Origin of the sequence: Castellaniella sp. (assembly GCF_034674885.1) — a bacterium.
Lineage (GTDB): Bacteria > Pseudomonadota > Gammaproteobacteria > Burkholderiales > Burkholderiaceae_B > Castellaniella.
Map to the genome: position 1 here is coordinate 17,718 of NZ_JAUCDS010000003.1, position 14,870 is coordinate 32,587.

Genomic DNA, 14,870 nt, shown 5'->3' on the forward strand with positions numbered 1-14,870 from the left:
GACCTTCGCCCATGTTTGATTTCATACGCACGCACCAGCGCTTGATGCAGTTGATCCTCCTGATCCTGGTGGTGCCGTCTTTCGTGTTTCTTGGCATCAGCGGCTATTCCTTCGTGACGGCTGATCCGGCCGTGGCCGAGATCGGCAAGCTTTCCGTGACCAAGCAGGAATTCACCCAGGCCCAGCGCAATCAACTGCAGCAGATGCAGGAAAGCAGCCAGGGCCGCTTTGACCCGGCGCTGCTGGACAACCCGCAGGCCCGCCAGGCGCTGCTGGACCAACTGATCGATCGCAAGGTCCAGATTGCGGTGGCCACCCAGGAACACTTCAGCGTGTCGGACAACTCTTTGCGCCGCGCAATCGCCGCCATGCCTCAGGTGCAGGTAGACGGCCAGTTTTCCGCCGACCGCTACCACGAGGTTCTGGCGTCCATCGGCATGAGCCCCCGGGATTTCGAAGCCAGCCAGCGGGCCGAACTGGCGCTGGATACGGTGCTGGGCCCGGTGCGTGATACTGCCGCCTTGCCGCAACCCGTGCTGGACAGCCTGAAGCGCGCCCTGACCGAGGAACGCACCGTGCGCCTGCGCGTCTTCCAGGCCAAGGACTACACCAAGGACGTGGCTATCGAACCCCAGGACATCAAGGCCTGGTACGACGCGCACCAGGACGATCTGCGCCTGCCCGAACAGGTGGCCGCCGACTATCTGGTGCTGGACGAAGCTGCCGCCGTGGCCAGTGTGCCGGCCGTCAGCGAAGCCCAGCTGAAGGACTACTACGAGCAGAACAAGACCCGTTATGTGGTGCCTGCCCGGGTGAATGTCAGCCATATCCTGATCAAATTGCCGGCCGGCGCCTCGGACGAGGCCGCAAAGGCGGCCCTGGCGAACGCCCAGGAAGTCAGTCGCCGCGCCCGGACGGAACCGCAGCAGTTCGCCGAACTGGCTCGCAAGGAGTCCCAGGACGCCGGGACGGCCCGGGACGGCGGCACGCTGGGCTGGATTCAGCGCGGCACCTTGCCCTTGCCCATGGAACAGGCCATCTTCGCGCTGAAGCAGGGTGAAATCTCCGACCCGGTCAAGGGCCCGGACGGCTATCACGTTTTCATCGCCAACCAGGTTCAGCCCGAAAAGGGCGAGACCTTCGACGAGGCTCGGAGCAAGGTCGAAGCCGAAGTCCGTCGCCAGCTGGCCGCTGACCGTTTCGCCGACATGGCCACCAAGCTCACCAGCCTGGTGTACGACAATGCGAACAGCCTGGAGCCCGCCGCCAAGGAACTGGGCCTGCAGGTGCGCCAGGTCCAGGGGATTGCCCGTGATCGCCTGCTGACGGCCGACGAGGCCGGCCCCGATGCGGCTGCCAAATCCAAGGACGCTGCCATCCTGGGCGATGTGCGAGTGCGCCAGGCTCTGTTCAGCCGCCAGGTGCTGACCGACAAGCAGAATTCCGGCGTGATCGAGATTTCCCCCGACACCATGATCGTGGTGCGGGCGAATGCCGTGACGCCGGCTCATGTGCCCGACCTGGACAAGGAACAGGCGCACATCCGGACGCTCTTGCTGGCCGAACGTGCGCAGGCGGCTGCAGTGGCCGCAGGCGAAAAGGTCCTGGCGTCGCTGAAACAGCAGTCCTCGTCGGAAGGTTTCCAGGACCCCGTCACCATCAGCCGCCTGGATCCGGCCGGCCTGAGCAAGGCCGTGATGGATGCGGCCTTCGGGGTGCCGCACCAGAACTTGCCGGCGTATGGCGGCGTGTCGCTGCCGGATGCCTATGCCATCGTGCAGCTGGATCAGGTCAAGCCGGGCAGTACCGATAAGCCTGCGCTGGATGGCCTGGGGACGCAGTTGGCACAGATCTGGGGCGGTGTGGAAGAACAGGCCCTGGTGGTCGATCTGCGGAAATCCCTGAAGGTGAAGATCACCGAAGAAGGTCATCAGCTGATCGAGAAGGGCGACAGCAGCAGCAATTGATGACAAGAGCGGCCCTTGCAGGCCGCTCTTGTCATCCTTCGGCCAGGGATGTCTCAGAGGCCTTCTTGGGCAGAGGCATCTCTCCACCCCGTCGCCTGCAGGCGACTCGGATTCTATAGGCGCATTATGGTCCGCAGGGACCTGTCTTGGATTGTGGCATCTCCCCACGTCGCGCCTTGCAAGGCGCTCCGATAATTCCGGCAGAAAAGGTCCGCAGTGAACCTTTTTTAGTCTGGAATTATCCTTTCGCCCGCACGATCTTCTGGACCTGAGGGACGTGCCGGATGGCGCGGATCACCTGGGCCAGGTGTTTGCGGCTGTCGACCTGGACGGTGAGGTGCAGCAGCGCGGTGGCGGCGGCCTCGTCGGGCATGGTCAGTTGCGTGATGTTGGAATCGGCTTCCGTGACTTCCGCCGCCAGGCGGCCCAGCACGCCGCGCTCGTTCAGGACGGTGATGTCCAGACGGGTGCTCAGGTGGCGGGCCGTGGTGGCATCCCAGACGACCGGAATCCAGCGCTCGGGCTCTTTTGCCTGCTGGCGTTGCGCGACCGGGCAGTCGCTCATGTGCACGACCAGGCCATGGCCCAGGCGAATGCCGCCGATGATGGCATCGCCCGGCAGTGGCCCGCAGCATGGCGCCAGCTGCACGGCCTGGCCCTCGTTACCGTGGATGACGATGGGGGCGCCGCTGACTGCGTTGAATTCGTCCACGGCCATGGCTGTGGTTTCCAGCATGGCGTTTTCGGGGGCAAAGCGCCGCGCCACGACGGCGGCAAGGCGTTTGCCCAGGCCGATGTCGGCCAGGATTTCGATGCGCGATGCCCCGCCGGAGCCTTTGGCCAGGCGTTCCCACTGAGGATCGTCGTCCTTCGGGTAGGCGATGCCCAACTGGTCGAAGGCCTGGTTCAGCAAGCGGCGGCCAAAGGCGATGGATTCCTCGTAGCGCTCGGTGCGCAGATAGTGGCGGATTTCGGATCGAGCCCGCCCGGTGCGCACGTAATTCAGCCACTGGGCGCTGGGCCGCGAGGCGGCTGACGTCATGATCTCGACGGCATCGCCGCTGTGCAGTTCCGTGCGCAGCGGTGAGAAATCGCCGTTGATCTTGCAGGCGACGGCATGGTTGCCCACGTCGGTGTGGATGGCGTAGGCGAAGTCCACTGGTGTGGCGCCTCGCGGCAGCGACAGGATTTTCCCCTGGGGCGTGAACACGTATACCGCGTCGGGGAAGAGATCGACCTTGACGTGTTCCAGGAACTCGCCGGAATCGCCTGTCTGGCTCTGGATGTCGAGCAGGGACTGCAGCCACTGGTGGGTGCGTTTCTGCAAGTCGTTCAGCGATGTGCCCTGTTCCTTGTAGAGCCAATGGGATGCCACGCCTTCCTCGGCCACGTGGTCCATGTCGCGGGTGCGGAACTGGAATTCGACCGGCGTGCCGTAGGGGCCGATCAGGGTGGTGTGCAGGGACTGGTAGCCATTGATCTTGGGGATGGCGATGTAGTCCTTGAATTTGCCGGGAACCGGCCGGTAGAGCTGATGCAGGGTGCCCAGGGCCAGATAGCATTCGGGCAGGGTGTGGACCACGACGCGAAAGCCGTAGATGTCGAGCACGTCGGAAAATGATTTCTTCTGTTCGACCATCTTTTTGTAGATGCCGTACAGGGATTTTTCGCGCCCGCTGACCTCGGCGTCCAGACCGGCGGCGGGCAGTGCCGTACGCACGGATTCGGCGATCTTCGTGATGACCTCGCGGCGATTGCCGCGTGCCGCCATCATGGCCTTGTACAGAACGTCGTAGCGGTTCGGGTACATGGCCTTGAAGCAGCGGTCCTGCAGTTCGCGAAACAGGGCATTGAGGCCCAGTCGATGGGCGATGGGCGTGTAGATGTCCAGGGTCTCGCGGGCGACCCGGCGGCGTTTGTCCGGCACCACGGCGTCCAGCGTGCGCATATTGTGCAGCCGGTCGGCGAGCTTGATCAGGATGACGCGCACGTCGCGCGCCATGGCCAGCAGCATCTTGCGGAAGGATTCTGCCTGCTGTTCGGCCTTCGTCGCGTATTCCAGGCGTTCCAGCTTGGTCAGGCCGTCGACGATATCGGCGACGTCGGGGCCGAATTTCTCGGCCAGTTCCTGTTTGGCGACCCCCTGGTCTTCGATGACGTCGTGCAGCAGCGCCGCCATCAAGGAGTCGGCGTCGAGCTTCCAGCCTGCGCAGATTTCCGTGACGGCGATGGGGTGGGAAATGTAGGGTTCGCCGCTTTCGCGGAACTGCCCCAGGTGGGCGTTGTCCGCAAAGCGGTAGGCTTCGCGCACGCGTTCGATATCGCGTGGCGAGAGGTAGCCGGAGATGATCTGCTGCAGGCCTGCCAGCGAGGCGATCGGGCTGGGCGCGGCAGCGGGCAGGGAGGCCGGGGCGTTATGGGGTTTTCGCCGGCGCAGTCTGGGGCCTTTGCGGAGAACCGCCAATAAGCCGGATGATGCGCCGCGAATGCCTGAAAACGCCATGAGCCTGCCTTATCGGATCAGGTCGGGACCTTGCGCAGCATTTCAGTGCCGACCTGGCTCTGGGCGATTTCGCGCAATGCGGTCACGGTGGGTTTGTTGTGGCTCTGGATGCGCGATTCGTGGCCCTGGGCCAGTTCGCGGGCACGATAAGTGGCCGCCAGAGTCAGATCAAAGCGGTTGGGGATTTGCTCGAGGCAGTCTTCGACGGTGATGCGGGCCATAGGATTCCTGATCAGCTAGCGTTGGCGAGAGGTTTGCGGATGCCGAGCTGCATGAACAGGTCGGCGTGGCGGATGGATTGCGTCACATAGCGCAGGCGAGCGGCCGTGACGATGGCCTGCAATTGCTGTGATGCGACGCTAAAGTCTTGATTAATAATAACATATTCGCAGTCCGACGCATGCGCCATTTCACCGCCGGCCGCCAGCAGGCGGCGGGCGATGACCTGGGGTGCATCCTGGCCGCGTTTGTTCAGTCGGGTTTCCAAGGCTTCGATCGAAGGCGGCAGGATGAAGATGCCGATGGCCTGGGGATAGTGCTGGCGCACCTGGCGTGCGCCCTGCCAATCGATCTCCAGGATGATGTCGGTGCCACCAGCGATGGCCTGGGCGACCCGGTCGCGTGGCGTGCCGTAGAAATGCCCGTGGACTTCCGCCCATTCCAGCATGTCGCCACGATCGCGCAGGGCCTGGAAGGTATCCACCGATACGAAACGGTAGTGTTTCTGGTCGCGTTCGCCAGGCCGAGGATCGCGAGTCGTGCAGGACACCGACAGTGCCAGGGTGTCATCCTGGGCCAGCAGCGCGTTGACCAGGCTGGACTTTCCGGCGCCGCTGGGGGCGACCACCATGAAGATGTTGCCGGCGTGGGGCGGATGGGTTTGCGCCGTCATTGCTGCCCCCCATCGGTTGCCGCATCGGAGTCGGGCGCCTGGCCCAGTTCTGCCAGCGCGTCGGCATAGGCCTGCGATCCCGTGCACAGGAAAACGATGGCGTCGCCCGGATTCAGGTTGAACAGGACGTCCTGGATCTGTTCGGAGGCGTCATCGCCGTCGTGGATCGCTGCCACGTGCACGTCGCCGTCGCCCTGGAACTGTTCGGCCGGGACCAGGTCAGCAACCTGTTCCACATCGGCCGGGCGTTGCGCCACATAGACCCGAAAGGGCAGGTCTTCCAGGGTGATGTCCAGGATCAGTCCCTGGTCAAGCTGGGCGATCAATCGACTGTCGAGCGGCATGGGTGGTGGTTTTGTAGTTAACGCTTACTCTCATTATAGACGGTCGGATACGCCGAATTCGGCCACCACCGGCGCGTGATCCGATGGCTTTTCCCAGCCCCGGGGGGTTTTGTCCACCTGGCAGCCCAGGCAGCGCGCGGCCAGATCGGAAGTCGCCAGGATGTGATCGATGCGCACCCCGGCATTGCGCCGGAACGACATCATGCGGTAATCCCACCAGCTGAAGATCTTGGGTGGCTGGTCGAACAGCCGGAAGGTGTCCTGCAGGCCCAGGTCCAGCAGGTCCTGGAAGGCCTGCCGTTCGGGGTCGGACACCAGAATGCCACCGGCCCATGCGGCCGGATCGTGCACGTCGGCATCCGCCGGGGCCACGTTGTAGTCCCCCAGGATCGTCAAATCAGGGTGGGTGGCCATTTCCTGGTCCAGCCAGCGTCGCAAAGCACCAAACCAATCCAGCTTGTAGACGTATTTGTCGCTGTCCACGGCCTGACCGTTGGGGCAGTAGGCACTGATGACGCGCACTGGCCGCCCCTGGGCATCGGGCAGGGTGGCGGCGATGATCCGTTGCTGCGGGTCGTCATAGCCGGGGATGTTGCGCTGCACGTCAATCGGTTCAGCCTTGCTGAGGATCGCCACGCCGTTATAGGTCTTCTGGCCCGCCCAGCAGGCGTGGTAGCCGATGTCCCGCAAGGCGGCCTGCGGAAATTTTTCGTCCGGCAGCTTCAGTTCCTGCAGGCACAGGGCATCAACAGGGTTGGCCTGCAGCCAGTCGATGACGTGGCCCAGGCGGACATTCAGGGAATTGACGTTCCAGGTGGCAAATTTCATATAATAACTATTTATAATCAGCTACTTATAATATAAATTTAACCTAAATTATAGGTTAAGTTTCCAGCCTCTATCGCATGGGGCGACCCGTGGTCTGTGTGGATCGCGTGAGTGCCATCATGGTACCAGCCAAGACGATTGATGGTTATCCGACCAAGAGTGAACAATTGATCCGCAGCCCGATTGGACAATGGGCTTAAATCCAGCCTTCCTGTTCCGCTTTACGCCCTTCGGTCTGCATCGCCTCGCACAGGGCGCGCAGGCCGGCAGGCAGATCGGATCGCGCCAGCAGGCGCTGCAGCAACTGGCGGTCGTGGTCGTTCAGGGGCCAGTATTGCGGGGTGGCGGCCCATTGCTCCAATCCCATCTGGTGGGGCTCCCAGTCCAGGCCGGCGGCCTGCCACGACGCGCCGACCTGGCAGGCGATGTCCACGCCCGCCGGGTCGGCATCCGCGCTGATCCAGGCGGGGGCCGGCGCCCGGCGCAGCAGGTGGGTCATGGCATGGATCCAGGCCATCGGCGGGCGGCCTGGCATCCAGACCAGGGCGACGCCCGGCGGCAGGCACCGCGCCTGGCGCTCGAAGCTGGCGCGATTTTCAATCAGCCACCAGCGCTGCGGTGGGCTGACGGCGGCGGCCTGAAGCACGTCATCGGCGGGCACGCCCAGGCAGTGCAGGGCACCCAGCGACAGACTCTGCCCGGCATCCCAGGATAGGGTCAGATCGCCGGCGATCCAGATCATGGGGGCGAAGCGACTGACGCGTAACTGTTCCAGGTCGAAGCCGGCTTCCAGCCATTGCCAGTCGGCTGCCGAGAGGGCCTTGGTGGCGCCGCCAGCATGCAGGGCGAAGTCTCGTCGGGTTCCGGACAGTTGCTGGTCCTGCCAATCCACCAGTGCGCGCAGCAGAGCCAGCCTGCCGGCCAGGCGATCCAACGACAAGGTGCGTTCGCTGTCCAATTGTGTCAGGGCCCGTCTCAGGGCATCGAACAGGTCGGAGTTCGGTGAGCCCATGGCGGCACGCCGGTCATGCAGCCAATCCTGGGCCTGGTCCAGCAGCGCTTGACGGTTCTCGGCCCGCTGGCGCGGTCCGGCCACGCCCAACAGGGTCTGCAGGCGCGGCAGGTCGTGCCAGGCGATGGCCTCCCAATGCCAGGCCCCGCCTTTCAGGCGTTCGCTGCGGGTGATCCAGCCGTCGGCCAGCAGGCGGTCGCACAGGGTCTCGGCGCCTTCGATGCCACTGGGCCCGGCGTCCTTCAGCAGGGCTGCGCGGCTGCGCCGCTGGGCGTCGCTGCGTACCCAGCAGCGCAGCAGTGCCGCCTGCTCCGGGTCCAGCAGCGGCAGGGCCTGCGGGGCGGGCGCCGCTGCCCGCAGGTCTCGCCGGTTCCGCCCGGTCAGGGTCTCGATCCAGTCCGGCGCATTCATGGGCTGCGCCTTATGTGACCGGTTCCGCCCGGCGCTGCAGCACGCCAATGGGCGGCGCCCAGCGGGCGTCGGGCGGTTTTTTGCTGGTCACCAGCGTGATGTCGGCCGGCTCGAAGACTTCCACGTTATGGGTGATGGGAGTCGTCAGCACGTACTGGGCGCGAGTGGATTTCAGGAAGTGGCCGACCAGCTGGATGTTGCGCACGTCCAGGTGGGCGAAGGGCTCGTCGATGAAGACGAAGCCGCCGGACATGTCGTCGTCCTTGAGCAGGCCGACCAGCAGGATCAGGGACTTGATCACCTGCTGGCCGCCCGAGGCCTCGCCGTCGTTCAGGCCGATGCGGCCCTTGCCGTCGAAATTGAAGCTGACCTTCAGTTCGGCCTGGCGCAGCACGGTGTCGTCATTGTCCAGGTGCGGCATGTCGGCGCTGACTTCGACGCCGGCCAGCGTGCCCAGTTCCGTGATGTTGCGCCGGTAGCGGCGCACGGTGGTGCGCAGCACGTCGATGTAGCGTTCGCGGGCGTTGCTCACGGCCGTGGTGGCGGCCGCGTTGCGGGCCTTGCAGGTGGACAGCCGTGATTCCTGGTCGCCCACGGTGGCCTGCATCAGAACCTGCTTGTCCTCGACCGTCGCATCGGTTTCCCACTGGCCCTCCTGCAGTTCGCGTTCGACGGATTCGCAGCGCAACCTGGCCTGCCGGGCATACTGGTAGTGCTCCAGCAGGGACCGGATCTTGTCCGGCGTGATCCAGGATGTCGGGAAATCGTGCTTCTGTCGGCGCGATACGGCGGCGCGACCCTGCTGTTCCTGGCGGCGATCCTGCCAGTCGCGTTCGGCTCTCTCGGCATCGCGCTCGCCGTCGGACAGGCGCAACTGCAACGCGTCGTAGCGGCCGCCCGTCTTGGTCTGCGTGATGATGGCCTGCTTCAGTTCCGCTTCCAGCGCCGTCCAGTGCTCGCTGGCGGCCAGGCGGACCTGTTTCAGCGCCGGCCATTGCTGGCGGGCACGTTCGAAGGCTTCGCTGTGTTCGGCCAGTTCCTGTGCTGCCTGGCGCCCCTGGCCTGCCTGGCGTGCGGCGTCCAGCTGGCGGCGCAGCGCTTGTTCCTGCCGGGCCAGTTCGGTCAGTTGCTGGTCCAGGCGCGTCACCTGCTGGCGCAGGGCGTCGGTGCGGGCCGAGAGTGCAGCAGCGCCGAACTGGTGCTGCGCCGGGTCGATCCAGACGCTGCGCCCGCCCCGGCGATCGCGCCAGTAGGCATCGGGGGTGATCCATTCACCGGACTGCCGTGTTCCGTCCTGGGTGCTGTCCACACGCCGGATCTGCGCCAGCTGTTGCAGCAGCCAGGCAGGGGCCGTATTCGAAAACCGCAGCACGGCCAGCAGGCTGTCTGGCGGCGGTTGCGCGGGGGCGGGAGCCGACTCGGCCACCAGGTAATGGCGGTAGCGTTCCTTTTCTGCCAGTGCCATGGCCCGACCTTCGTCGCCGGCCGTGTGCAAGACGACCACCCAGCGCGCCGCCCGCAGCACGCCTTCGGCTGCGGCCCGCCACCGCGCATCGGTGATGTCGATCACATCGGCCATCAGGTGGTGCGCAATGTTCTGCTGGCGCAGCAAGCGCTGGAATCGTTGCACGTCCGGGGGCGTTGGCGATTGCTGTTGGCCCTGCAAGCCGTCCAGGTCCGCCTGCAGTTGGCTGCGCTGTGTGCTGAGCGCGTGCCAGCGGCCGCTCAGCTCGGCCTTCTGTCGTTCCAGTTCGCGCACTCGCTCGGCCAACTGGGCGCTGTCGCCCTCGATGGCGGCGAGCTTTTGCAGTTCCTCGGCCTGCCGGACCAAGTCTTCGATCGGGCGTTCGGCTTCCCGGGCCTGCTGTTGATCCAGCAGGGCCTGGTTTCTGGCCTGTTCCAGCTGGCGCACGCGCACGTCGAGCGCCTGGCGTTCGTCCAGCAGCTGCAGCAGGCGCTGCCGATCCTGTGACCGCTGCTGCCGCAGTCCGGACTGATGCAGCCGCTGACGGTGCAGTTCGGCCAGGCGGCTGGCGATGTCGCTGCGGGTTTCGTGCCAGTCCAGTACCGGGACGACTTCGGTGACCAGGGTTTCGCGTTCGCGCAGTTTGTGTTGGTGCTGGCGGTACAGGTTGACGCGGGCCTCCAGTTCCGCCAGCTGGGCGCGGACGTGGGCGAGCTCGCGTTCGGCCAATTCGACTTCGGCCTGCTGGTCGCGCAGGTGGCGACGGGCCTCTTCGTAGCGATCGAGCACTTCCTGGTCACCGAACACGTCGAACACCAGACGCAGCAGTTCTTTGGGGGAATATTCGCAGAGTCGGTCGGTCTGCCCTTGTTCCAGGGCCAGCACACGGGCGATGGCCCGCGACAGCCCGGCGCCTTCCAGGCGCTTGCGCCAATGCTCGATGCCCAGCCAGTCCTTGTCGGGGGACTGGATCAGGGTTTCGATGGGTACGTCGCCGTCGGCCATCAGGTAGCGGCGCTGCCAGTCGCCGCCGTTGCGGTCGATCCGGCAGGCCAGCGTCACTTGGTCGGCGTACAGCAGATTGCGGGCGAAAGGCCGGCTGGACGTCTGGCGCGTGTGCGGCCGGTTGTCGACCACGGCGCGCAGCCAGGTCGTGTCGGCGTTGGCGTGGCGTGCGTAGGTCTTGTAGTTGCGCCCGCCCGAGCAGTCCAGTCCCAGCAGGGTGCGCATGGCATCCAGCAGCGTGGTCTTGCCCGATCCGTTGGGGCCGGCCACCGTGATGATGGCGCCGTCCAGAGGCAGGGTCAGGCGCTGGCAGTAGTCCCACTGCAGCAGTTCCAGGGATTGCAGGTGGAACATCAGAGATCGTCCTTGGGTTCGTCTTCGTCGGCGTGATGCCGGGTGCGGGCCAGCACATCGCTCAGGGCGCCTTCCAGGATGCGCGGCGCGAGCGCGTCGTAGTCCAGCAGCAGGTCCAGCAGTGGGCCTTCGGCGATGTCGTCGCCGTGTCGGGTGATGAAACCACGGTTTTCCAGGCGCTTCAGATTGCCGTCCATGCGCGTCTTGCGGCCCAGTTGCGGACCGAAATCCGCCAACAGCGCCTTGTAGGACACTGTGGGGCTGACGCTGGCGGCGCTGGGCAGGGGGCGTTCGGCGGCGAACATGTCGGTCTGGGTTTCGCTGTCGTCCGTGGCGGCCCGCGCAGCCTGGCGCTCGCGCTTGGGCAGAACGATCAGCGACCACAGCAGCACCAGCAGCGACACTGCATCGCGCGGCAAGTGCGCGTTGTTGTTGGCGTTCAGGCCGCTTTCGCCGAAGACGGCCGTTTCGGCGCCGCGCAGCAGCGCGACCGTGACATGGTCTGCGTGGATGTTGTCCACCAGACGCAGGCCCACCTGAGCCAGGCGTTCCTGGGCGGCCTGCCAGACGTCGGCGTCGATCAGGGCGCGGCGCACGCGCGGGTGCTGCCGGGGCAGCCAGCGGCGAGCCAGCAGTTCGGCCGCCAGCAAGGCGGCGTCGTCCAAAGCATCATGCATGAGTGTCATCCGAAATGTCGGGTTCGAGGTGGCCGGCGCTCAGGGCCGCGACGCAGGGATCCTGAACGGCCACGATCTCGGGCAGCAGGACCGCGCGCCATGCGGATCGCGCCAGGTCGCCCGTCAGGCCCTGCAGCGTGCTGGCCTGTTCGTCGCCCAGCAGCGGCAGCAGCTGCAGGCGGTAGGCGGCCTGGGCGTAGCGCCCGCCCAGCACGGCCTGGGCCACGGGGCGGGCGGCGGCCGCTTCGGGTGTCGCGCCGGCCGTCCAGTCGGCCAGCTGGTCAATCAGGTCTTCCAGTTCCTGTGGCATGCGCAGCGTTTCCAGCGTGCCTGACGCTGCCTGCGCCGCCGGTGGCAGCCCCTGGCTGCGCTGCGGGTCGGGCCGGTCGCGCTCGAACTCGCCTTCGGCGACGTCCACCAGTTCGTGGCCGCTGATGAAGACCGGCTGCGGATTGATGGCCAGGGCGTCGCCCAGCAATTCGTGCAGGGCGCCCCGGGATTGTAGCCATTGACGGACGTCGGAACTGGTGATGCCGGTGGTGCCCAGGGTGATGCGCTGGCGGTCAGCCTGCTGCAGGGCCCGCGTGAACTGACTGGCCATCGACAGCAGCCGTGCCTGGCCGCGCCCCAAGGCGCGCGCCTCGCGTTCCAGGCGCGGATCGTCGTGGTCGCTGCGGATCAAGGCCGTCAGGGCCTCGCCGGCCCGTTCCACCAGATGCAATGCGCGCTCGAAACGGGGCTGGGCTTCCCGCAGCCGGGCTTCCGAGCCGCTGGCGATGACATCGGCGAACTCGTCGTAGCGCCGCGCCAGTTGCGCGTGCAGGTGCTGGATCTGGCCCGGGTCGGACAGGCCCAGCGCCTGAGCGCCGGCCACCTGGGCCAGCAAGGCCGCCATTTCGTCGTCCTCGTCCGCCGAGCGGACCAGGGGGGCCAGCAGCCCCTGCAATTGCTGGGCCAGGGGCGACAGGTGGTAGTCCTGGGCAGTGGCATCCCAGACCAGCAGATTCAGATCGCGCAGGCGTTTCAGGGTCGCGTCGAGCGCCTCGGGCCTGAGGCTGAAAAATGCCTGGTTCAGATCGTCGCGCTGCAGGCGGCCTTGGGGCAGGGCAGCCAGTTCCAGGAATACCCACAATCGCAGTTGCGCCGTCGCCTGGCCGCCCGAGAACAGCCCGCGCAGAGCGTCCAGCAGGGCCAGCCGCTGGCCCAACCGCCAGGCCAGGGGCGATTCCGCGGCCGCTGCGGGGTCGCGGAAATAGCCTTCGAATGAACTGCTGTCGGCGTCTTCGGCAAAAGAAACGGCCTCTGGGGCCGGGGCGAAGTCTGGGGTGTTCATCTTGCGAATCATACTTGATTCAATGTACGGGCCCGGCCGCCTTAAAATAGCTGTCCGATGAGCCGGGCAGGCCGGTTACCAAGATCGGAATCGAAAAACCAAGGGGAATGCCGGATGTGCGGTTTGGTGGGATTTCTGCAGGGTGCGCCGGGCGGCGATACGGGCCAGGCTCGCGTCGTTCTGGAACGCATGACCGATACCATCGTGTCGCGAGGCCCCGATGATGCCGGCGCCTGGGCGGACGAGGCCGGTATCGGCCTGGCCCATCGGCGCCTGTCCATCGTGGACCTGTCGCCTGCCGGTCATCAGCCCATGGCCTGCGCCAGCGGCCGCTACATGCTGGTCTTCAACGGCGAAATCTACAATCACCTGGACTTGCGGCGCGAACTGGACGCAGCGGGCTTTGCCGGCTGGCGGGGCCATTCCGATACGGAGACCCTGCTGGCCGGTTTCGTCGCCTGGGGGATCCGGGCGACCGTGGAACGCTGCATCGGCATGTTCGCCTTTGCGGTCTGGGATCGCCAGGACAGGGTCCTGACCCTGGGGCGGGATCGCCTGGGCGAAAAGCCCCTGTACTACGGTTGGCAGGGGCAGGGGGACGCCGCCTGCTTTCTGTTCGGCTCGGAACTCAAGGCCCTGAAGGCGCATCCACGCTGTGTGGCCGACATCGACCGTGATGCCCTGTGCCTGCTCATGCGCCACAACTACATTCCGGCGCCGCATTCCATCTACCGCAATATTTTCAAGCTGCCGGCCGGGTGCCTGCTGATGGTTTCGCAGCGCCGGCGGGAACCGCAGATCGAGGCCTACTGGTCGCTGGCGGATGTGGCGGTGGCGGGTGTGCGCGCGCCTTTTTCCGGCTCCGCCGAACAGGCGACCGATGCCCTGGAAGCGCTGTTGATGTCCGCCGTGGGCCAGCAGATGATGGCCGACGTGCCCCTGGGCGCTTTCCTGTCGGGTGGGATTGATTCGTCCACGGTGGTGGCGCTGATGCAGGCGCAGTCCAGCCGACCGGTGAAAACCTTTTCCATCGGCTTTCACGAGGACGGCTACAACGAGGCCGAGCACGCCCTGGCCGTGGCCCGGCACCTGGGCACCGACCATACCGAACTGTATGTCACGCCCCGGCAGGCGCTGGACGTCATCCCCCGGCTGCCCTCTCTGTATTGCGAGCCCTTCGCCGATTCTTCGCAGATTCCGACCTTTCTGGTGTCGCAACTGGCCCGCCGGCAGGTGACGGTATCTCTGTCGGGCGATGCGGGCGACGAGCTGTTCGCCGGCTACGGCCGCTACCTGCGCAACAGTCAGCGCTGGGCCAAAGTGGCCCGCCTGCCGTATGCAGTTCGTCGCGTGGCGGCTGCCGGCATGCGCGCCTTGCCGCCGTCGGCCTGGCAGGCGGTGCTGGGGCCTCTGCGCCCGCTGATGCCCGGTTCGCTGCGCCGTGCCCACCTGGGTGAAAAGCTGCACCAGGGGGCGGGCATGCTGGCGGCGCGGCGCGTGGATGACCTGTATCTGGAATCGATCTCGCGTTGGGATCCCGCCGACCTGGTGCTGGGCGGGCGCGAACCCCAAACCGTCCTGCGCGGCCGGCCGCCGGCCCTGGATGGCCTGGATCCCATGCAGCGCCTGATGGCCCTGGATGCCCTCATGTATCTGCCGGACGACATCCTGGTCAAGGTCGATCGCGCGGCCATGGGCGTATCCCTGGAAAGCCGCGTGCCTTTCCTGGACCATCGGGTCGTGGAGTTCGCCTGGCGGATTCCTCAGTCGCTCAAACTGCGCGACGGCTCGGCGAAATGGCTCCTGCGGCAGGTGCTGTACCGGCATGTGCCCAGGACACTGATCGAGCGGCCCAAGATGGGCTTTGGCGTGCCCGTCGATCATTGGCTGCGCGGTCCCTTGCGAGACTGGGCAGAGAGCCTGCTGGACGAATCGCGCCTGCGCCAGGAAGGTTTTCTCGATCCGGCCCCTATCCGGCAGAAATGGGCCGAACACCTGTCCGGGCGGCGCAACTGGCAGTACCGTCTGTGGGGGGTGTTGATGTTCCAGGCGTGGCTGGCGGAATCCTGAGAGGCCTGC

At 65.9% G+C, this 14,870-nt stretch carries 11 protein-coding genes; 2 read left to right on the forward strand and 9 right to left on the reverse strand.

Going from position 1 to position 14,870, the window contains the following annotated elements:
• The first annotated feature begins 11 nt into the window (after positions 1 to 11).
• A complete protein-coding gene (locus tag VDP74_RS03180; protein WP_322998174.1) occupies positions 12 to 1,967 on the forward strand; it encodes a SurA N-terminal domain-containing protein in 1,956 nt (651 codons plus the stop codon).
• A 238-nt stretch (positions 1,968 to 2,205) separates the two neighbouring features.
• On the opposite strand, the gene VDP74_RS03185 is transcribed toward VDP74_RS03180, so the two are convergent.
• From VDP74_RS03185 to VDP74_RS03225, 9 genes are all read right to left on the reverse strand, one after another.
• A complete protein-coding gene (locus tag VDP74_RS03185) occupies positions 2,206 to 4,470 on the reverse strand; it encodes a bifunctional (p)ppGpp synthetase/guanosine-3',5'-bis(diphosphate) 3'-pyrophosphohydrolase (RefSeq protein ID WP_322998175.1) in 2,265 nt (754 codons plus the stop codon).
• A gap of 17 nt (positions 4,471 to 4,487) precedes the next feature.
• Complete coding sequence (gene rpoZ / locus VDP74_RS03190) at positions 4,488 to 4,691, reverse strand: DNA-directed RNA polymerase subunit omega (RefSeq protein ID WP_322998176.1); 204 nt, start codon at positions 4,689 to 4,691, stop codon at positions 4,488 to 4,490.
• An 11-nt stretch (positions 4,692 to 4,702) separates the two neighbouring features.
• Positions 4,703 to 5,362 carry a guanylate kinase gene (gmk, locus tag VDP74_RS03195; RefSeq protein WP_322998177.1) on the reverse strand — a complete coding sequence of 220 codons (660 nt, stop codon included), beginning with the start codon at positions 5,360 to 5,362 and terminating at the stop codon, positions 4,703 to 4,705.
• Positions 5,359 to 5,706 (reverse strand): hypothetical protein, encoded by a 348-nt coding sequence (locus VDP74_RS03200; protein WP_322998178.1) that lies wholly within the window; start codon positions 5,704 to 5,706, stop codon positions 5,359 to 5,361. Before VDP74_RS03200 ends, gmk begins: the two co-directional genes overlap by 4 nt.
• A gap of 33 nt (positions 5,707 to 5,739) precedes the next feature.
• On the reverse strand, positions 5,740 to 6,534 hold the full coding sequence (gene xth, locus VDP74_RS03205; protein WP_322998179.1) for an exodeoxyribonuclease III: 795 nt from the start codon (positions 6,532 to 6,534) through the stop codon (positions 5,740 to 5,742).
• Positions 6,535 to 6,730: 196 nt separating this feature from the next.
• Positions 6,731 to 7,957, reverse strand: coding sequence for a hypothetical protein (locus VDP74_RS03210; RefSeq protein WP_322998180.1), 1,227 nt, complete (start codon positions 7,955 to 7,957; stop codon positions 6,731 to 6,733).
• A gap of 10 nt (positions 7,958 to 7,967) precedes the next feature.
• Complete coding sequence (locus VDP74_RS03215) at positions 7,968 to 10,781, reverse strand: ATP-binding protein (protein WP_322998181.1); 2,814 nt, start codon at positions 10,779 to 10,781, stop codon at positions 7,968 to 7,970.
• Positions 10,781 to 11,458, reverse strand: coding sequence for a hypothetical protein (locus VDP74_RS03220; protein ID WP_322998182.1), 678 nt, complete (start codon positions 11,456 to 11,458; stop codon positions 10,781 to 10,783). The genes VDP74_RS03215 and VDP74_RS03220 overlap by 1 nt, the downstream gene beginning before the upstream one ends.
• Positions 11,451 to 12,791 carry a hypothetical protein gene (locus VDP74_RS03225; protein WP_322998183.1) on the reverse strand — a complete coding sequence of 447 codons (1,341 nt, stop codon included), beginning with the start codon at positions 12,789 to 12,791 and terminating at the stop codon, positions 11,451 to 11,453. Before VDP74_RS03225 ends, VDP74_RS03220 begins: the two co-directional genes overlap by 8 nt.
• 114 nt (positions 12,792 to 12,905) lie before the next feature.
• Here VDP74_RS03225 and asnB point away from each other — a divergent pair, with 114 nt between their 5' ends.
• Positions 12,906 to 14,861, forward strand: a complete 1,956-nt coding sequence (gene asnB / locus VDP74_RS03230) for an asparagine synthase (glutamine-hydrolyzing) (protein ID WP_322998184.1) — start codon at positions 12,906 to 12,908, stop codon at positions 14,859 to 14,861.
• Positions 14,862 to 14,870: the final 9 nt, after the last annotated feature.